A 19,234-nucleotide genomic window follows, 5' to 3' on the forward strand; every position below is an offset into this window, starting at 1 on the left:
GGACATATCATGCGTACTTTTGTGTGGGCTTTGATGCTGGGCTGCTGCATGGCCGGCGCCGCGGGCGCCGCCGAGAAACCGCTGCGCGAGACTGACTTGCAAGAGTTCAGGGGCCAGTATGCGCTGGCCGACGGCCGCATCCTGACCGTCACGCAGCATCGCAAGAAGCTGTTTGTGCAGATGAATAACGGCCCGGAGGTCGAGCTTGAGCCGGCGGGCAAAGGCGCGTTCATGACGCGCTGGGGCGGGCTGCGCGTGGAGTTCGACCAGCGCGACAACGGCAATGTCGCCGGCGTGCGCCTGTCGGGGCCCGAGCAGGTGGCGCGCCGGCAGGATTGAGCCGGCGCTTGAGGGGATCAGGTCAGCAGCGGAATGATGCCGTCCAGGCCGACGAAGTTGAGCGCGACGTTGGCCTGCTCGCGCACCACCGGCTTGGCGCGGAACGCCACCGACATGCCGGAGATGCTCATCATCTTCAAGTCGTTGGCGCCGTCGCCCATGACGATGGCTTGCGACGGCGAGATGCCCAGTTCCGCGCACACGCGCTCCACGGTGCGCTTCTTCTCTTCGGCGTCGACGATGCCGCCGACCACGCGGCCGGTCAACCTGCCGTCGACGATTTCCAGTTCGTTGGCGTGGGTGTAGTCCAGGCCCAGGCGCTCTTTCAGGCGCGAGGTGAAGAAGGTGAAGCCGCCCGATACCAGCAGCGTTTTCAGGCCGGCCTGCTGGACCGCCTTGAGCATCGCCTCCGCGCCCAGCGACAGCCGCAAGCGCTCGTCGTACACGCGCTCCAGCGCCGACGCCTCCAGGCCCTCCAGCAGCGCCACGCGGCGCTTCAGGCTCTCGGAGAAATCAAGCTCGCCGCGCATGGCCGCCTCGGTGATCTCGGACACTTGCGGTTTGAGCCCCTGCATGTCGGCGATTTCGTCGATGCACTCGATGGTGATCAGCGTGGAGTCCATGTCCATGGCGACCAGTTTGAACTCGCTCATCTTGTGCACGCCGATGGAGTAGGTGGCGTCCAGCTGGGCCGCCTGGGCCGCCACTTCGATGGTCTGGCGCAGCGCCGGCGAGAAGGTGATGCCTTCGCAGCGCAGCGCGCGTTCGTTCAACCAGGTGATGTTTGTCGGCGCCGTCAGCGCCGCGATGCGTTCCAGTCTGGCCTTGCAGTCGTCCAACCCTTGCAGCACAAGATTCATAGTATTTTTGGCAGTCTTCATAAATGCGGATAGCGTTTTTTGGGCTAAGCGCCCAAGTTACGTGTTAAGGCTCATGCGGTCAACTGTTTGATGGCGCCTTTGATCTGGGCCACACGCGCGGCTAGGTCGGGCATGGCGGCGGTGATCTTCAGTTTGTCCTGGCCATTGAGCTTGATCTGGCGGTTCTTCTGGATCAACTCAATGATGCGCATCGGATCGATCGGCGGCTTGGCCATGAACTGCAAGGTGGCCGCTTCGCCATGGGCGTCGATCTTGATAATGCCCACGGTCTTGGCGGCGATGCGCAGGCGGTGGGTCTCGATCAGCGCCTTGACGGGATCGGGCAATTTGCCGAAACGGTCGATCATTTCCTCCTGCATGTCGTCGATCTTGTCCTGGACGTTGCAGTTGGCCATGCGCTTGTAAATAGACAGGCGTTCGTGCACATCGCCGCAGAAATCCGCAGGCAGCAGCGCCGGAACGTGCAGGTTGATTTCGGTGGTGGTGGCCAGCGGCGCCGCCAGGTCGGGCTCCTTGCCGGCCTTGAGCGAGCGCACCGCTTCGTTCAGCATGTCCGAGTACAGCTGGAAGCCGATCTCGGTCATCTCGCCGGACTGGTTGTCGCCGAGGACTTCGCCGGCGCCGCGGATCTCCAGGTCGTGCATGGCGAGATAGAAGCCGCTGCCCAGTTCTTCCATCTGCTGGATCGCGTCCAGGCGGCGCTGCGCCTGTTTGGTCAGCGACTGCAGGTCGTGCACCAGCAGGTAGGCGTACGCCTGGTGGTGCGAACGGCCGACACGCCCGCGCAGCTGGTGCAGCTGCGCCAGGCCGAACTTGTCGGCGCGGTGCATGATGATGGTGTTCGCGGTTGGCACGTCGATGCCGGTCTCGATGATGGTGGTGCACAGCAGGATGTTGTAGCGCTGCGCCACGAAGTCGCGCATCACCTTTTCCAGGTCGCGTTCGTGCATCTGGCCGTGGGCCACGGCGATGCGCGCCTCCGGCAGCAGCTCGGTCAGCATCGCCATGCGGTTCTGGATGGTCTCGACCTCGTTGTGCAGGAAGTAGACCTGGCCGCCGCGCTTCAACTCGCGCAGGCAGGCTTCGCGGATGATCGATTCGCCCTCGCTGCGCACGAAGGTCTTGATCGCCAGGCGCTTTTGCGGCGCGGTGGCGATCACCGAGAAATCGCGCAGGCCTTCCAGCGCCATGCCCAGCGTGCGCGGGATCGGCGTGGCGGTCAGCGTCAGCACGTCCACTTCGGCGCGCAGCGATTTCAGGGCTTCCTTCTGGCGCACGCCGAAACGGTGCTCCTCGTCGATGATGACCAGGCCGAGGCGGGTGAACTTGACGTCGTCCGACAGCAGCTTGTGGGTGCCGATGATGATGTCGAGCGTGCCGTCGGCCATGCCCTTGATCGCCTGCGCGATCTCCTTGCCGGTGCGGAAGCGGGACATTTCGGCGATGCGCACCGGCCAGTCGGCGAAGCGGTCGGCGAAGGTCTGCGCGTGCTGCTCGGCCAGCAGCGTGGTCGGCGCCAGGATCGCCACCTGCTTGCCGCCCATGACGGCTATGAAGGCCGCGCGCAGCGCCACTTCGGTCTTGCCGAAGCCGACGTCGCCGCATACCAGGCGGTCCATCGGTTTGCCGGAGGTCATATCCTTGATGACGTTGTTGATCGCTTCCTGCTGGTCCGGCGTTTCGTCGAAGCCGAAGCTGTCGGCGAAGCGCTCGTAGTCGTGCGCCGAGTATTCGAACGAGTGGCCCTGGCGCAGCGCGCGGCGGGCGTACAGGTTGAGTAGTTCGGCGGCGGTGTCGCGCACCTGTTCGGCGGCCTTGCGCTTGGCTTTTTCCCATGCGCCGGAGCCCAGCGCGTGCAGCGGCGCGTCGTCCGGCGAGGCGCCGGAGTAGCGAGAGATCACGTGCAGCTGCGATACCGGCACATACAGCTTGGTGTCCTTGGCGTATTCCAGGTGCAGGAATTCGGTTTCGCCTTCGCCAAGGTCCATGCTGGTCAGGCCCATGTAGCGCCCGATGCCGTGGTTGATGTGGACCACCGGATCGCCGATCTTCAGCTCCGACAGGTCGCGCACCATCGATTCGACCTGGGTGACGGCTTCCTGCTTCTTGGTGCCGACGCGGCGGCCGGAGCCCGCATACAGCTCGGTCTCCGTGATGAAAATCAGATTCTCGCCGGGTGTCGACAGCTCGAAGCCGGCGTGCAGCGGGGCCACGCCCAGCATCAGCTTCGCGCTGGAGGTGGCGAAGCCTTCGTAGCCTTCGACCGGCGTCAGCGCCAGGTCGTATTCGGTGAAGTACTGCTGCAGCGTTTCTCGGCGGCCGTTGGTCTCGGCGCAGATCATCACGCGGCGGCCCGCCTGCAGCAGGTAGGCGCGCAGGTTGGTCAGCGGATCGTCGTTGTGGCGGTTGACGGCGATGTTGGGCACCGGCGCGGACAGCTCCGAGGCGCCCTCGCTGGCGTCCCTGGAAATCACCAGCCGGCCGTACGGCTTGGCCAGCGTGAAGAACTGCTCGTCCGACAGGAACAGCGCTTCCGGCGCCAGGATCGGGCGGTCGCGGTCGGACTTGAGGAAGCGGTAGCGCGAGCCGGTGTCGGTCCAGAAGCGCTTGATGGCGGCGTCGATGTCGCCCACCAGGGCCAGCGCCGCGCCTTGCGGCAGGTAGTCGAACAGCGTGGCCGTCTCTTCGAAGAACAGCGGCAGGTAGTACTCGATGCCGGCCGAGGCGATGCCGCTCTTGATGTCCTTGTACACCACCGAGCGCGAAGGGTCGCCTTCGAACTGCTCGCGCCAGCGGTTGCGGAAGGTGGTGCGCGCCGCTTCGTCCATCGGGAACTCGCGGCCGGGCAGCAAGCGCACCTCGTTGACCGGGTACAGCGAGCGCTGGGTGTCGGCGTCGAAGGTGCGGATGGTTTCGATGGTGTCGCCGAACAGGTCGAGCCGGTAGGGCAGGGCGGAACCCATCGGGAACAGGTCGATCAAGCCGCCGCGGACTGAGTATTCGCCGGGCGACATGACCTGCGCCACGTGGGTGTAGCCGGCCAGCGTCAGTTGCGACTTCAGGCGCGCTTCGTCGAGCGACTCGCCCTTTTTGAAGAAGAAGGTGTAGGCCGCCAGGAAGGACGGCGGCGCCATGCGCACCAGCGCGGTGGTGGCCGGGACCAGCATCACGTCGCACTGGCCACTGGAGATCTCGTGCAGCGTGGCCAGGCGCTCGGACACCAGATCCTGGTGCGGCGAGAAGGCGTCGTAGGGCAGGGTCTCCCAGTCCGGCAGCAGGTGGCAGCGCAGCTTGTCGCCGCCGAACCATGGGATCTCGTCGAGCAGGCGCTGGCCGTCGCTGGCGTTGGCGACGATCACGGCCAGCATCTGGCCCTTGGATTTGAGTTCAAGCGCGGTGAGCGCCAATGCGTAGGCGTCCGACGAGCCATGCAGCGCAGGCAGGGCGAAGCGGGTGCCGGGTTTTGGTAGGGAGTTTTTTAAGACCAGGGACACAACACACATTCAACGGTTAATGGGACCTCGACGCACCGCCAGAGGGGGCAATGCCGCTGCCGACATTATAGACGAAGCCCCGCGCGCCCGCCGCCTCGCGCTCATGCCGGCTTGGGTGGCCGGTTGGCTATGCCGAAGGGTACATGGACCATCGGTATATTGCCGCCGGCCGACTTCAGGTGGCTGAGCTGGTCGTCGAAGAAGATATGCGGCTTGAAGATGCCCAGCACCCGCGCTTTTTCCATGCCGCCTAGGAAAAACGTCTCGTTGGCGGACACGCCCCAGCTTTTGAGCGTGGTGACCACCCGCTCGTGCGACGGCGCGCTGCGGGCCGTGATGATGGCGATGCGCAGGATGCGCTTGTACGACGGGTCGCGGCGCTGGGCGCGCTCCTCCAGCCGCTGCATCAGCGACAGCTTCTGGAACAGGTCGGCCAGCGGGCCGGGCTGGTGCGGGATGGCGACCCGCTCGCGCTCGTGCGCGTGGAATTCGTCGACGTCGTTGTTGCGCTTGAAGACGGTCTCCGATTCGTCGTCGGCGATCACGCCGTCGAAGTCGAAGGCGACCCGCAACTCCTCGTCGTCATCGTCCTCGGTGCGCGAGGGCAGCACCAGGCCGGCCGGATAGTTGGCCTCCAGCGCGTTGCGCACGTCCTCCTCGTTGGCGCTCAGGAACAGGGAGGTATTGAAGGCCGGCAGGTAGCTGTACGGCGATTTGCCGGTGACGAAGCAGGCGCGCGAGATGTCCAGCCCGTAGTGGGCGATGGAATTCATCACCCGCAGCCCGGTCTCCGGCGAATTGCGCGACATCAGCACCACCTCCACCGGCGCCGTCTGCGCGTAGTGCTTGTTGATGTTGAGGAAGCGCCGGATGAAGGGAAAGGCCACGCCCTTGCCCAGGATGACGTCGATATGCTGCTCCTGGTACTTGCGGTACTCCTCGGCGCCGCCTTCCAGGTAGATCTTGTGCGATTCGGTCAGGTCAAACAGCGCGCTGGAGGCGATGCCGATCACCAGTTTGTGCTCGATAGGGTAGGCCATGGTCTTGTCTGTGGATTGCAATTAGCATCACTTTAACCGATTCGCATTCTTCACGCGTGGCATATTATTGGTATTGTTTTGGTCATATATCTCAATATTTTTTATTATCAATAAGCTTATTACTGTTGTTTATGAGATATAATTTAGCCCTTGCATGCGGGTTTCCTCCGTTTCTTAACGAACATACCAATTACATACCATGACTATTTCCACTTTGATGCAACGTGTTTTGCCGTTGGTGCTGGGCGCGGGCGCCATGTGCGCCGCCCAGGCAGCGGTCCCGAGTTTCGACCTGGGACTGGCCAATGGCTACAGCGCCTATTTTTATGGCAATGCCAGTAACTTCACCGATATCGAAGGCCGCCTGGCCGTCGGCGGCAATGTCTCCACTTCAGGCGCGTCGATCGGCTACCGCACCCCGTACGGCGTGACCGCGCCCAGCCTGGTGGTGGGCGGCAACGTCAAACTGAGCGGCGGCGACATCTACGCCGCGCCGCTAGCCAATGTGAACACCAATGCCACCATCGGCCCGATCACCGAGTACGCCAAGAACTACAACGGCTACGGTGTGTACGGCGGCGTCAACACGTCGTCGAGCTACCTGACGCTGAATAAAGCCAATGTCTCGACCTACACCGACTTCGGCGCGGCCAAGACCCAGCTGACCGGCTTGTCGAGCACGCTGAACAGCCAGACCGCCAACGGCAAGGTCAACTTCGCCAACGGCGGCATCGAGCTGGTGGGCAACAACAGCGCAGGCCTGCAAGTGTTCAACGTCAACACCCGCAACCTGACCAACTTGTCGCTGAGCAATGTGAAGGCCGGCGCCACCGTGGTCATCAACGTCAGCGGCAGCGGCGACGTGGTCTTCGGCGGCGGCCAGGATGGCCTGCTGGAGCAGCTGCGCGCCAACGTGCTGTTCAACCTGAACGACGCCAATGTGGTCAAGGTCAACACCTTCGTCTGGGGCTCGGTGCTGGCCAACGACGCCGTGCTGTCCGGCGCCGGCCATCTGGAGGGCAGCGTGGTGGCCAAATCCCTGGTCAGCGCCGTCGAGATCGGCTACGAGCCGTTCAAGGGCTACGTCGCCACTCCGGTGCCGGAACCGGAAACCTACGCCATGCTGCTGGGCGGCCTGGCGCTGGTGGGCGTGGTTGCGCGCCGCCGCCGCAACGCCTGATCCACATTGGCGTCGCCAAAAAAGCTGCTTCGGCAGCTTTTTTTGTTTCTTTCTTGCATGCGCGATTGCCACTGGCACGACGCTGGGATACATTGAAGCATCCTCAGGACAGGAAACCGGCGTGCTCAATCTCGACACACTTTTACTGGTTCAGGTCTGTGTAACGCTGTTGACGACGGCGTTGCTGGTGGCTTCCGCTTGCTACGCGGGCAGCCCGCCCGAGCTGCGCTGGTGGGCGGCGGGCAACCTGGTGGTGTCGGCTGGCCTGGCGATGGCCAACCTGGACGGCTTGCCCTTCATCTTCAGCGCCGTCATCGGCTACGGTGTGATCGCCTTCGGCATGGGGCTGGTGCTGCGCGGCCTGCGCGTGCACGGCTCCGCCACCTTGTCATGGCGCGTGGTGGCCATCTTCACCGTGCTGGCGCTGCTCATCCCCGGTTATTTCACGCTTGTGGTGCCGAGCCTGCGTGGACGGCTGTGCTTCAGCGGCTTCTATTTCGCGCTGATCAACTGGCTGTGCGCGGTCACGCTTGCGCGCCAGAGCGGCTGGCGCGGCATCGCCATCTGCGTGAGCGGCTTCGCGGTGCTGGGACTGGCGCTGTTCATGCGCGGCGCCCACATGCTGCGGCACGCCGATCCGGCCGATGTGCCGGCCTCGCTGGTGATGGGCATGAGCATGCTGGCCATTCCGCTGGCCCAGGTCTGCATCGTCTTCGGCATGATCCTGATGGTGATGTGGCGTTACGCCGAGCGGCTGCGCCACCTGTCGACGCTGGACCCGCTGACCGGCGCCCTGAACCGGGGCGGCCTGGAAAACGAGGGCAAGCGGGTGGCGCTGCGGGCCCAGCGCGGCCGCCGCAGCCTGGCCGTGATCATGATCGATGTCGATTTTTTCAAGCAGATCAACGATACCTACGGTCACCCCGTTGGCGACGAAGTGCTGCGCCATCTGACGCGGATGCTGAAGCTGGAACTGCGGCCCTACGATCTGCTGGCGCGCTTCGGCGGCGAGGAGTTCGTGCTGGCGCTGGATGGCTTGGACCGCCAGGCCGCGATCAAGGTGGCCGAGCGCCTGCGCTCGCGCATCGAGCTGGAGCTGGTGGAGATCGATGCGCTGTCGGTGCGCTACACGGCCAGCGTGGGCGTGGTGTCGTCGGACGAATATGGCTATGACCTGATCCGCCTGATCTCGGCCGGCGATGCCGCCATGTACGAGGCCAAGCGCGCCGGCCGCAACCGCGTCATCGCAGGCTGATGATGCGGCCCGGCGCCGGTCAGGACAGCAGCGCGATCAGCGAGTCCGGATGCAAGCCCCAGCCGGCCAGCCCCGAAAGGCCCATCAGCACGCCGAACGCGGTCGGCACCAGCGCGGTGAAGTACAGCGCCCACAACTGGGTCAGCGCGGTAATGGCCAGCAGCGAGATGGCGATCGCCAGCAGCGCGTCGGACAGGTCGAACTGGTCGTCCTTGAAGTTGGCGGCGTCGTAGGTTTTCTGGTCCTGTTCGGCCTGGGCCTTGGCGTCGGCCTTCTTGGTGGCCTGGTCCTGCGCCACTTTCTCGTATTCCTGGATCGCCTGCTGGTAGGCCGCCTGTTCGGCCGCCGGCTTGCCCGCCGACGCCAGGCGCAGCTGCACCACGGTCGATCTGGCGACTTCCTCGCGCACGTTGCGCGCCTGGTAGAAGGCCCAGTGGTCGACCCGGTTGGCCTGCGCCTGCTGCATGCTCTGGTTGATGTTGTCGTCCTTGACCTTGCAGATGCCCATGAAGGTGGCCAGCAGCGCGACCGTGATGGCGACGGTGGCGTTGAGCTTTCTGCCGGTGGCCTGGGCTTCGGTCTGGGTGTCGAGAATTTCCATTGGTTCCATGTTGGTCGAGGCGATGTAAAAGCCGCAAGCTTAACCGATAACTGTGCGGATCGCGCCACACATCCGAAGAATCTGGTTGACGCTGCGGCGGCTGGGCAGCATATTGCGGCAAGAGAGTTCTAACAATAAAGTAAGCCACTATCTGGCGTAGCAGCAAAGTGAAGCAGCCTTCGGGCTGCTTTTTTTTCGCTGATCTGGCGCAAACGGAGCGGCACGTAGGCGCGCGAGTGTGGAGGGTGTCCCGCTGCCGAGGAGCTGCCATGCCTGCGAACATTGAAGGAAGTAAATTTGAAAATATCCCGGGCCGCACCTATGATGAACGTGTCGAGGCGCGCCTCGGGGTGCTGGAGAAGGACGTGGCTGTCATGCAGAACAATTTCGCCACCCAAGAGTCTGGAATGGATCTGAGTGATTACATCGCCCGCTACGTGCACTAGAAATACGCTTACTGTTCGTATGCACCCAGGCGCTTTTGCTCGTCGGCGGAGAAGATGGCGTCGCGCAGCTTCTGCAATGAAGCGGGATCGCCGGCTCCGGCCAGCTGCTGGCGCTGCGCCTGATAGCTGGCGATGCGCCGGTGCCAGTCAGCTTCCTCACGGTCCACGTCGGCCAGGCGAGCCGCCGCTTCGGGCGACAGCGCCGCCGCGCGCATGCGGTAGATCTCGTTGTCGCCCATGCCTTGTTCGCGGGCCTTCGACACATCGTCCTCCAGCTTCATCACCCTGGCCGGCGCGGCGCGTTCCTCGCGCTCCTGCGGCGACAGCTTCGCGTCTAGCGCCGCGATCCGCTCCTTGCGCTGCGCATCGCTCAAGCCCTTGTCCGCATTGATCTCCAGCCGCGCCAGCGCATCCAGGTCGTAGGCATCGCTGGCGCTGAACAGGCCCTCCGCCTCCGCATCGCTGAAGTAGGAGCGCCGCAGACGCTGCATGGCCTCCAGCCGCTGGCGCGCGCCCTTTGCCAGATCAGGTGTGGCCGGCAGTGCGCGTTCCACATCGACCAGCGCGCGCTTGTAGGCCAGGTAGGCGTCCAGCAGGCGCTTGGCCTCGGCCGCCGGCGCCGCGTTCAGGCGGCGATCCAGTTCGCGGCCTATCTCCACGCGGATCGCCTCCAGCGGCTTCTCGCCCAGCCCCGCCAGATAGTAGTCGAACAGGTAGGCCAGTTCCGCGTTGACGGCCAGCTTGTCCCCAGCGACCTGGCGCACGTCGCCATCCGGCCGGGTGCCGATCATCGACGGCACAAACGCAAAATAGTTTGGATCCGCTGCAGGCCTGGCCGGCGGAGGCTCGCTGCGCGGCAGCGCCAGATACAAGCCGGTGCAGACGACAGCGGCCAACGCGCCGAAGCGCAGCAGTTTCGCGTTTGTGCTCATCATCAGCTCCTTACAGTCCCAGTCCCTGCAGGCGATTGGCCTGCTGGCGGAAGATAGTCACGGGGCTGGTCTCGAACAGATTGGTGATGCCCACCATCTGATTGACTTCATCCAGGTGATTCATCGCATAGTCGTCGCGGATCACGCGGCCAAGATGGCTGGAGCAGCTGCTGACCAGGCCATCGTTCTTGGCGCCGTTGAAGGCGATCGCCGTCAGGGCCAGCACCGGATCGCTGATATCCAGCATATTGGTGTAAGGCTGCGCACCGCTCCACGAGAAGTAGTACACGCCATGGACCTGATACTCGCCTTCGCCGCAGGCCGACGTCGGCACGCCTTCGGGATGGTTGCTGTTGAAGGCCAGCGTGCCGGCGGTGCTCAGCGAGGTCGCCGCCGCGCGCGCGTTCTGCGGCAAGGTCGGGCTGCCGGACAGGAAGCTGATGAAGCCCGACACCGCGTTGGCCAGCGCGTAGGTCACGTCGGGCACGGCGCCGATCAGCACATCGGCCACCCTCGAACCCTTGTTGACGCCACCGACGCTGCTGACCGAAGCCACCAGGTCCGGACGCACCGACGCCACATAGCGCGCGGTGGGGCCGCCGTGGCTATGGCCGATCAGGTTGACCTTGGAGGCGCCGGTCGCGGCCAGGATCTGCTTGACTTGCAACAGCAGCTGCTCGCCGCGCACCTCGGTGCTGTTGGCGGCCGACACCGACGTCACGTACACATTGGCGCCGCCGCTGCGCAGCCCCGAGGCGATGCCGTAGAAGTAGTCGACCGGGCCGATGTTGTCGAAGCCGAACAGGCCGTGCACCAGCACGATGGGATATTTGGTTTGCGTGTAGCCGGTGGCCCAGGATGGCGCGGGCAGGGCGGCAAGTGCGATCAGGCAGGCGGCGAGGTAGGTCCAATAGCGTTTAATCATTGAAGTCTCCGGTTATATTTTTGAAGTCCGGGTGCTTCCCCGGTCAACAAAATGTAGCACCGAGCCGATGGCGTTGCAGTCCGCACGCTAGGCCTGGGGAGCCAATCTGACGGGCTGCTGATGACAGTTGTTTTCGTGCGCTATAATCGATGATAAAAATCCTACAAAGAGACTCCCTTGCCGTCGCGATTCGACTTCCAACAATTTCAGGCGATGACGCCGCTGGACGGCGCCAATGTCTGGGCGTACCTGCTCGACCACAACGCTGAACGCATCACCGTCAAGCGCCGCAAGCCGGCGCTGGAGAACCTGGAGCGGATCTTCCGCGCCACGTTCAAGCTGGCCAACGACGTCGGCTTCCGCGCCATGAACCTGCGCGACCTGTGCCAGGAAACCGGCCTGTCGATGGGCGGCTTGTACGGCTACATCAGCAACAAGGACCAGCTGGCGGAGATGATCGAGGACGTGGTGCGCCACGCCACCCACGAGATGCCGCGCCTGTCCGACGACGTCGCCGATCCGCTGGACAAGCTGGAGGCCTTGATACGCGCCTCGATCTACGTGTCGGAGATCCTGCAGCCGTGGTTCTACTTTGTGTTCATGGATTCGCGCGTGCTGCAGGCGGCCCAGCGCACCACCGCCAAGGAATCGGAGTTGTACGTGCAGGCCTTGTTTGCCGGCGTGATCGCGCAAATTCCGGATCGTCCCGAAGGCAGCCCGGAAATGCAGGCCGCGCACATCATGGCGACGTTCCAGGACTGGTATGTGAAACGCTGGAAGTACCGGGCCGCCGATGTCAGCCCGGACCAGTTTGCGGACAGCGCCGTGCGCCTCATGCGCGCCTACCTGGCGCCCTGATTTAGTTGGTCGGCGGCGGCGGCGTCGTGCCGGCCGGCTGCGGCGCCACGTTCTCCGCGCCCGGCGGCACATCGTCCATGTCCAGCGTGTGGCGCGCGGCGTCACCGGTGAACTCGTCGTACAGCCACTCGCCGTCCACCTGCGTCAGCCCGGCCGGCACCTGGCGCTCCTGCGGCGGACGGCTTTGCAGCGCCACTTTCATGTAGTCGATCCAGATCGGCAGCGCCACGCTGGAGCCGAACTCCTTGCCGCCCAACGATTTCGAGTCGTCGTAACCCATCCACGACACCGCCACGATGCCGCCGCCGTAGCCGGCGAACCAGCCGTCGATGGCGTCACTGGACGTGCCGGTCTTGCCGGCCAGGTCGGGGCGGCCCAGGCGGGCCACGGCGGCGCCGGTGCCGGTGCGCGTAACCTGTCGCAGCATGCTGTCGGTGACGAAGGCGTTGCGCGGGTCGATGACGCGGGCGTCGTCCGGCAGCGTGGTGCGCGGCTTGGCCTCGGAGATGATCTTGCCGCTGCCGTCGACGATCTTCGCGATCAGGTAAGGCTCGACGGTGTAGCCGCCGTTGGCGAACACCGAGTACGCGCCCACCAGCTGCGCCGGCGTGACCGAGCCGGTGCCCAGCGCCATGGTCAGGTTCTTCGGATGCTTGGCCAGGTCGAAGCCGAACTTGCCCAGGTAGTTGTGCGCGTACGGCACCGTGATCGAGCGCAGGATGCGCACCGAGGCCACGTTCTTCGATTCGGCCAGCGCGGTGCGCATGGTGATCGGGCCGTCGAACTTGCCGTCGTCGTTCTTGGGGCTCCAGGCTTCGTTGCCGGTTTCCGCGCCGGTCAGGTCCAGCGGCACGTCGTTGATCAGGGTCGCCGGCGAGAAGCCTTTTTCCAGCGCCGCCGAATACACGAACGGCTTGATCGAGGAACCCGGCTGGCGCCACGCCTGCGTGACGTGGTTGAACTTCTGCAGGTTGTAATCGAAACCGCCGACCATGGCGTGGTAGCCGCCCGTGACCGAATCTATGGACACGAACGCCGCCGCCACCTGCGGCACCTGCGTGATGCTCCAGCTGTTCTTCTCCTGGATGATGCGGATCACCGCGCCGGGGCGCAGGCGGACGCTGTCCTTGGCCTTGTCGCTTAGCGCGTTGGCGGCCAGGCGCAGGCCGTCGCCGCTGATGGTGATCTCCTCGCCGAACGGATTCTGCACCTTGACCGACTTGGCGCCCACCTCCAGCACCACGGCCGGGATCAGGCGGTCGCTGCCCGGACGGCGCTGCAGCGCTTCCTCGATGGCGTCGTCGCGCTCCTCCTCGGTGGCCGGCAGCGTGATGAAGGCCTCCGGGCCGCGGTAGCCGTGGCGCTGGTCGTAGTTCAGCACATTGCGGCGCACCGATTCGTAGGCCGCGTTCTGGTCGGCCTTGAGGATGGTGGTGTAGACGCTGATGCCCTTGGTGTACGAGTCCTCCTTGAATTGGGCGTAGACCACCTGGCGCGCCAGTTCGGCCACGTACTCGGCGTGGGTGTCGAACTCCTGGCCGCGATGGCTGACGTGCAGCGTTTCGTGCAGCGCCTTCTGGTACTGCTCTTCGGTGATGTAGTTCAGGTCACGCATGGACTTGAGCACCACATGCTGCCGTTGCTTGGCGCGCTTGGGATTGACGGCCGGGTTGTGGCGGGCCGGATTCTGCGGCAGGCCGGCCAGCATCGCCATCTCGGCGATGTCGAGGTCCTTGAGCGGCTTGCCGAAGTAGACCTGCGCGGCCGCCCCGAAACCGAAGGAGCGCTGGCCGAGGTAGATCTGGTTCATATACAGTTCGAGGATCTGCTCCTTGCTGAGCGCAGCCTCGATCTTAAAGGCCAGCATGACCTCATTGAGTTTGCGGCCGTAGAATTTTTCGCGGGTGAGGAAGAAGTTACGCGCCACCTGCATGGTGATGGTGGAACCGCCCTGGCGCATCGCTCCGCCCAGGTTGGCGCGTGCGGCGCCCAGCGCGCGGCGCCAGTCGATGCCGTTATGGTCGTAGAAGCGCTTGTCCTCGATCGCCAGCACGGACTTCTTCATCATCTCCGGGATGTCCTTGATCGGCACGAAGTCGCGGTGCTCCTCGCCGAATTCGCCGATCAGGGCATTGTCGGCGGTGTAGATGCGCAGTGGGATCTTCGGCCGGTAGTCGGTGATGACCTCCAGCGACGGCAGGTTGGGCGCGACATACAGCAGCAAATAGGCCAGCAGCAGGCCGCCGGCGATCAGCGCGGCGACGCCGGCCACGATAAAGCCGCGAATGGCGTTGCGGCGGGTCAGCCATTTGGACAGATTGATGGGGGAAGCACTCAAGGCGTTAGTCTCACGATAGCGGCGGGTAGGCGCGATTATAGACCAACAAAAATTTGGGTACCCTTAAATGAAAAGTGGCTTTTTATGCAAATATGGTCACTCCCCCCTATGACTATTGGTGATTTTGTCGTAACGTAATAGATATTGGCAGATATCTGACTAAAAACGCTCTACAACCGGGGAAGACATGGCGGAACCGCTGCACACTCTTGATTGCGACATCCTGATCGTAGGAGGCGGCATCAACGGCGCCGGCATCGCGCGCGATGCGGCGGGGCGCGGGTTGTCGGTGGTGCTGTGCGAAAAAGACGACCTGGCATCGCATACCTCGTCGGCCTCCACCAAGTTGATACACGGCGGCCTGCGTTATCTGGAGTACTACGAATTCAACCTGGTGCGCAAGGCACTGATCGAGCGCGAGGTGCTGCTGCGCGCCGCGCCGCACATCATGTGGCCGCTGCGCTTCGTGATGCCGCATGCGCCAGGCCAGCGTCCGGCGCTGATGATACGGGCCGGCTTGATGCTGTACGACCTGCTGGCCAAGCGCGAGCTGCTGCCCGCGTCGGCCGGTATCAACCTGCGCGCGCACGCGGCGGGCAAGCCGCTCAAGCCTGAATTCCAGCGCGGCTTCATCTACTCGGACGGCTGGGTGGACGACGCCCGGCTGGTGGTGTTGAACGCCATCGATGCCTGCGAAAAGGGCGCCACCATCCTGACCCGGACCCTGTGCAGCGCCCTGACGCGCAAGGCCGACGGCTGGGAAGCGGCACTGCACAAGACCGGCTGCGGCGACATCCGCGTCAACGCGCGCTACGTGGTCAACGCCGCCGGGCCGTGGACCGCGAGCCTGCTGCATTCGACGCTGCCGAAGGAGGGCGGCGGGAATCTCCGTCTGATCAAGGGCAGCCATATCATCGTCAAGCGCATCTTCGAGCATGACAACGCCTACATCTTCCAGCATCCGGACGGCCGCATCGTGTTCGCGATTCCGTATGAGCGCGACTTCACGCTGATCGGCACCACCGACCTCGATTACCACGGCGACGCCAACCAGGTCGCCATCAGCGAGGACGAAATCGCCTATCTGTGCGAGCTGGCCAGCCAGTACTTCGTCAAGCCCATCGTGCCGGCCGACGTGGTGTGGACCTATTCGGGCGTGCGCCCGCTGGTGGAAGACGGCGCCGACGCCAAGGCCGTCACCCGCGACTACCGGCTGGAAGTCGACAGCGACGGTCCGCCGATGTTGAGCGTCTTCGGCGGCAAGATCACCACTTTCCGCAAGCTGGCGGAAGAGGCGGTCGACCTGATCGCCAAATCGCTGGGCAACCGCCACGGCGCCTGGACCCACAACGCCTGCCTGCCTGGCGGCGATTTGTTCGGGGCTGAGCCGCAGAACCGCTCGGTGCTGGAATTCGACACCTGGCTGCGCAACGTGCAGGGCCGCTACAGCTGGCTGCCGCCGTTGCTGGTGGCGCGCTACGCCCGCGCCTACGGCACGCGCGTGCACACGCTGCTCGGGAAGAAAGAGGATGTCGCCGAAATGGGCGAGGAGATCGCGCCAGGCCTGTACGCGGCGGAAGTGGAATACCTGCGCCGCTACGAATGGGCGCGCACCGCGCAGGACATCCTGTGGCGGCGCTCCAAACTGGGCCTGCACCTGCCGAAGGATGCCGGCGACAAGCTGCAGGCCTGGCTCGCGGCGAACCCGTTCCAGTTCAAGCAGGCCGCATAAAAAAAACCACCTGCCGAAGCGCTTAGGATCGCGCTCCGTGCAGGTGGTTTTTTATTGGGTGCGGAAGACGCTTACTTCACGCCGTGCATCAGCTTCTGGATCAGCGGTGCGATCAGGAACAGCAGCACGCCGCCGGCCATCAGCGACCAGAAGCCGAAGGTGTAGCCGGACAGCGCCGACCCTACCGACATGCCGCTCTCGCCGCTGACCGCCGAAGCGAAGATGCCCGACAGGTTGTTACCGATACCGGTCGACAGGAACCAGCCGCCCATGCCCAGGCCAACCAGGCGGGTAGGCGCCAGCTTGGTCACCATCGACAGGCCGATAGGCGACAGGCACAGTTCACCGATCGACTGCAGCACGTAGACCATGACCAGGGTCCAGAACGGGATATGGTTGTCGGCGCTGACCAGCGACGACAGCGCGAACATCAGCAGGCCGAAGGCGGAGCCGTTGAACAGCAGGCCCAGACCGAATTTGCGCGGGATCGAAGGATTCTTGTTGCGCATGGCGATCCAGACGAAGGCCACGACAGGCGCGAAGCCGATGATGGCCAGCGAGTTAAAGATCTGGAACCAGGCCACTGGGAAGGTCCAGTTGAACATCTGGCGGTTGACGATTTTCTCGGCCAGGAAGGTGAACGAGCTGCCTGCCTGTTCGAAGAACATCCAGAACATGATGTTGAAGAAGAAGATCAGCAGCATGGCGATGACCTTGTCGCGGGCGACCTTGCCGTTCTTGATACCTTCGATCAGCAGCATCACCGACAGCAGGATGAACAGCGCGGACAGCACGACCTGCAGGTTGTTGGCGCCGGCGGCCAGCAGGAAGTAAACCACAGGGATCACGCACAGCGAGCCCAGAACCACGTACATCACGCGCTTTGGATCGGAGTTCGATGCGTCCGGAGCGCCGATGCCTTTCAGGTTGCGGCGGCCGATGAAGAACCACACCAGCGAGATCAGCATGCCGACGCCGGCCGACATGAACACCACTTTGTAAGCGGGCATGCCGTTGGTGCCGAAGATGGTCGACGCGAGCCACTCGGTCAGCACCGGTGCGACCATCGCGCCGGAGTTGATCCCCATGTAGAAAATCGTGAAGCCGGAATCGCGGCGCGGATCGGCGGCGCTATACAGTTTGCCGACCATGGTCGAGATGTTTGGTTTGAACATGCCGTTGCCGACGATGACGGTCGCCAGGCCAAGCTGGAATACGGTCTGGTTGGGGAAGGCGATCATGAACAGGCCGGCGGCCATGAAGGTCGCGCCGACCAGGATGGAGCGCTGGTAGCCGAGGACACGGTCGGCCACGTAGCCGCCGAACAGTGCGGCGGCGTAGACCAGCGCCAGGTAGGAGCCGTAAATCAGGTTGGCCGGGGCCTCGCCGGTGGGGGCGCCACTGTAGAACTGCGCCACGACGTAGAGCACCAGGGCCCAGCGTATGCCGTAGAACGCGAAACGCTCCCAGAACTCGGTCATGAACAACATCCACAGCGGAGCAGGGTGACCCATGATCTGCTTGAATTCGGGAATAGCGACTTCCGTATTGGTGGTGGTAGCACCGCTCATGCGGCTTCTCCTAATTTTATGATCTATGAAAAGTGTCTCGGGTTCCCTTATGGGGAGCCAAATTGGGCGCCATTTTAATCTACAAATCACTCCGCTCGTACATTTTGATGGCGTGCCTGCAAAGTTATGTCTTTTGTGCTAAGAACTATGTAAATTCCTGCTGCGGCATTCTCCGCCCCACAATGCGCTGGTTTGTCGTATATTGGCAGTGCAGGCTTACCTGTTATGCATCGAATTTGAATAAGGATTTTCGCATCATGGAACATGACGTTGTCGATACCCTGATTTCGCCCGAAGGCCAGCTGGAAGTGCTTTCGAAGGCGGAAGTGAACAAGCTGCTCGACACAAGCCAGGGCGGCCTCTATAACATCTTCCGCAATTGCGCGCTGGCCGTGCTCAATTGCGGCAGCACGATCGACGATGGAAAGGAACTGCTGGAACGATACAAGTCGTTCGAAATCAGCATTGTGCAGCGCGAGCGAGGCATCAAGCTCGATATCAAGGGAGCGCCGGCGATCGCATTCGTCGACGGCAAAATGATCAAGGGGATTCACGAGCACCTGTTCGCGGTGCTGCGCGATATCGTCTTCGTCAGCAATGAGGTGAGCGACAATCCAAAGTTCGACATGGGCAGCACCGAAGGCATCACCGACTCGGTGTTCCACATCCTGCGCAATGCCGGGGTGCTCAAGCCCATGCTCAACCCGAACCTGGTGGTGTGCTGGGGCGGGCACTCGATCAACCGCGCCGAGTATAACTACTCGAAGGAAGTCGGCTATCAAATGGGCTTGCGCGACCTGGACATCTGCACCGGCTGCGGTCCCGGCGCGATGAAGGGCCCGATGAAGGGCGCCACCATCGGCCACGCCAAGCAGCGCCTGCACAAGGGGCGTTATCTGGGCATCTCGGAGCCGGGCATCATCGCGGCCGAATCGCCGAACCCGATTGTCAACGAGCTGGTGATCATGCCGGACATCGAGAAGCGCCTGGAAGCGTTCGTGCGCTCCGGCCATGGCATCGTCGTGTTCCCCGGCGGCGCGGGGACGGCCGAAGAGATCCTTTATATACTGGGCATCCTGCTGCATCCCGATAACGCCGAGATCCCGTTCCCGCTGGTGTTCACCGGGCCGGAGACGTCGCGCGAGTACTTCGTGCAGATCAACCAGTTCATCCACGATACGCTGGGCCCCGAGGCGCAGCAGCGCTACAAGATCATCATCGACGATCCCGAACTGGTGGCGCGCGAGATGCAGGCGGGGATCAAGCAGGTGCGCGAGTTCCGCAAATCCCGCAGCGACGCCTACTACTTCAACTGGGGCCTGAAGATCGACCACGAGTTCCAGCATCCATTCGCGCCCACGCACGAGAACATGCGCAACCTGAGCCTGCACAAGAACCAGGAAGTGCACCTGCTTGCTGCGAACCTGCGCCGCGCGTTTTCGGGTGTGGTGGCGGGTAACGTCAAGGACGAGGGCATCCGCGCCATCGAGAAATTCGGCCACTTCGAAATCCACGGCGACAAGGAGATCATGGGGCCGATGGATGCGCTGCTGGCATCCTTCGTGGCGCAGCATCGCATGAAGCTGGCGGGCAAGCAGTACACGCCTTGCTATCGCGTGATCCAGTAACACCAGCCGGCGTC

The 19,234-nt window shown here is 63.5% G+C and carries 15 protein-coding genes; 7 read left to right on the top strand and 8 right to left on the bottom strand.

Translation table 11 applies throughout. The annotated features are described in order from the left end of the window. The first annotated feature begins 9 nt into the window (after positions 1-9). On the top strand, positions 10-339 hold the full coding sequence (locus ACUJB0_RS19925; protein ID WP_444846734.1) for a DUF3471 domain-containing protein: 330 nt from the start codon (positions 10-12) through the stop codon (positions 337-339). Between the two features lie 17 nt (positions 340-356). On the opposite strand, the gene serB is transcribed toward ACUJB0_RS19925, so the two are convergent. The 3 genes from serB to ACUJB0_RS19940 form a co-directional block, all read right to left on the bottom strand. After that, complete coding sequence (gene serB, locus ACUJB0_RS19930; protein ID WP_444846735.1) at positions 357-1,199, bottom strand: phosphoserine phosphatase SerB; 843 nt, start codon at positions 1,197-1,199, stop codon at positions 357-359. Between the two features lie 71 nt (positions 1,200-1,270). Continuing rightward, positions 1,271-4,723 carry a transcription-repair coupling factor gene (gene mfd / locus ACUJB0_RS19935; protein WP_444846736.1) on the bottom strand — a complete coding sequence of 1,151 codons (3,453 nt, stop codon included), beginning with the start codon at positions 4,721-4,723 and terminating at the stop codon, positions 1,271-1,273. Positions 4,724-4,815: 92 nt separating this feature from the next. After that, positions 4,816-5,754: a 5'-nucleotidase gene (locus tag ACUJB0_RS19940; RefSeq protein ID WP_161091146.1), complete on the bottom strand. Its 939-nt coding sequence runs from the start codon at positions 5,752-5,754 to the stop codon at positions 4,816-4,818. A 199-nt stretch (positions 5,755-5,953) separates the two neighbouring features. Between ACUJB0_RS19940 and ACUJB0_RS19945 the strand changes: the two genes are divergently transcribed. Together ACUJB0_RS19945 and ACUJB0_RS19950 are read left to right on the top strand one after the other, a co-directional pair. Next, on the top strand, positions 5,954-6,934 hold the full coding sequence (locus ACUJB0_RS19945; RefSeq protein ID WP_444846737.1) for a choice-of-anchor A family protein: 981 nt from the start codon (positions 5,954-5,956) through the stop codon (positions 6,932-6,934). Positions 6,935-7,055: 121 nt separating this feature from the next. Then, on the top strand, positions 7,056-8,189 hold the full coding sequence (locus tag ACUJB0_RS19950; protein ID WP_444846738.1) for a GGDEF domain-containing protein: 1,134 nt from the start codon (positions 7,056-7,058) through the stop codon (positions 8,187-8,189). A 19-nt stretch (positions 8,190-8,208) separates the two neighbouring features. On the opposite strand, the gene ACUJB0_RS19955 is transcribed toward ACUJB0_RS19950, so the two are convergent. Further along, positions 8,209-8,799 (bottom strand): DUF4337 domain-containing protein, encoded by a 591-nt coding sequence (locus ACUJB0_RS19955; protein WP_444846739.1) that lies wholly within the window; start codon positions 8,797-8,799, stop codon positions 8,209-8,211. 260 nt (positions 8,800-9,059) lie between these two features. On the opposite strand from ACUJB0_RS19955, the gene ACUJB0_RS19960 reads away from it, so the two are divergent. Then, positions 9,060-9,236, top strand: coding sequence for a hypothetical protein (locus tag ACUJB0_RS19960; RefSeq protein ID WP_444846740.1), 177 nt, complete (start codon positions 9,060-9,062; stop codon positions 9,234-9,236). An 8-nt stretch (positions 9,237-9,244) separates the two neighbouring features. Here ACUJB0_RS19960 and ACUJB0_RS19965 read toward each other — a convergent pair whose 3' ends face one another. Both ACUJB0_RS19965 and ACUJB0_RS19970 read right to left on the bottom strand, forming a co-directional pair. Continuing rightward, positions 9,245-10,168: a lipase secretion chaperone gene (locus tag ACUJB0_RS19965; RefSeq protein WP_444846741.1), complete on the bottom strand. Its 924-nt coding sequence runs from the start codon at positions 10,166-10,168 to the stop codon at positions 9,245-9,247. Between the two features lie 10 nt (positions 10,169-10,178). Next, entirely contained in the window at positions 10,179-11,093 is a 915-nt protein-coding gene (locus ACUJB0_RS19970) for a lipase family alpha/beta hydrolase (RefSeq protein ID WP_444846742.1), read from the bottom strand. 177 nt (positions 11,094-11,270) lie between these two features. On the opposite strand from ACUJB0_RS19970, the gene ACUJB0_RS19975 reads away from it, so the two are divergent. Further along, entirely contained in the window at positions 11,271-11,951 is a 681-nt protein-coding gene (locus tag ACUJB0_RS19975; protein WP_444846743.1) for a TetR/AcrR family transcriptional regulator, read from the top strand. Position 11,952: 1 nt separating this feature from the next. Here ACUJB0_RS19975 and ACUJB0_RS19980 read toward each other — a convergent pair whose 3' ends face one another. Further along, positions 11,953-14,289 carry a penicillin-binding protein 1A gene (locus tag ACUJB0_RS19980; protein WP_444846744.1) on the bottom strand — a complete coding sequence of 779 codons (2,337 nt, stop codon included), beginning with the start codon at positions 14,287-14,289 and terminating at the stop codon, positions 11,953-11,955. A 187-nt stretch (positions 14,290-14,476) separates the two neighbouring features. On the opposite strand from ACUJB0_RS19980, the gene glpD reads away from it, so the two are divergent. Then, positions 14,477-16,021, top strand: coding sequence for a glycerol-3-phosphate dehydrogenase (gene glpD / locus ACUJB0_RS19985; protein WP_444846745.1), 1,545 nt, complete (start codon positions 14,477-14,479; stop codon positions 16,019-16,021). A gap of 71 nt (positions 16,022-16,092) precedes the next feature. Here the strand turns inward: glpD and ACUJB0_RS19990 are convergent, their stop codons facing one another. Further along, a complete protein-coding gene (locus tag ACUJB0_RS19990) occupies positions 16,093-17,592 on the bottom strand; it encodes a peptide MFS transporter (protein ID WP_444846746.1) in 1,500 nt (499 codons plus the stop codon). 257 nt (positions 17,593-17,849) lie between these two features. Here ACUJB0_RS19990 and ppnN point away from each other — a divergent pair, with 257 nt between their 5' ends. Next, entirely contained in the window at positions 17,850-19,220 is a 1,371-nt protein-coding gene (ppnN, locus tag ACUJB0_RS19995) for a nucleotide 5'-monophosphate nucleosidase PpnN (RefSeq protein WP_117010299.1), read from the top strand. Positions 19,221-19,234: the final 14 nt, after the last annotated feature.

The sequence above is a fragment of the Duganella caerulea genome (genome assembly GCF_040362985.1).
GTDB classification, from domain to species: Bacteria; Pseudomonadota; Gammaproteobacteria; order Burkholderiales; family Burkholderiaceae_D; genus Rugamonas; species Rugamonas vulcania.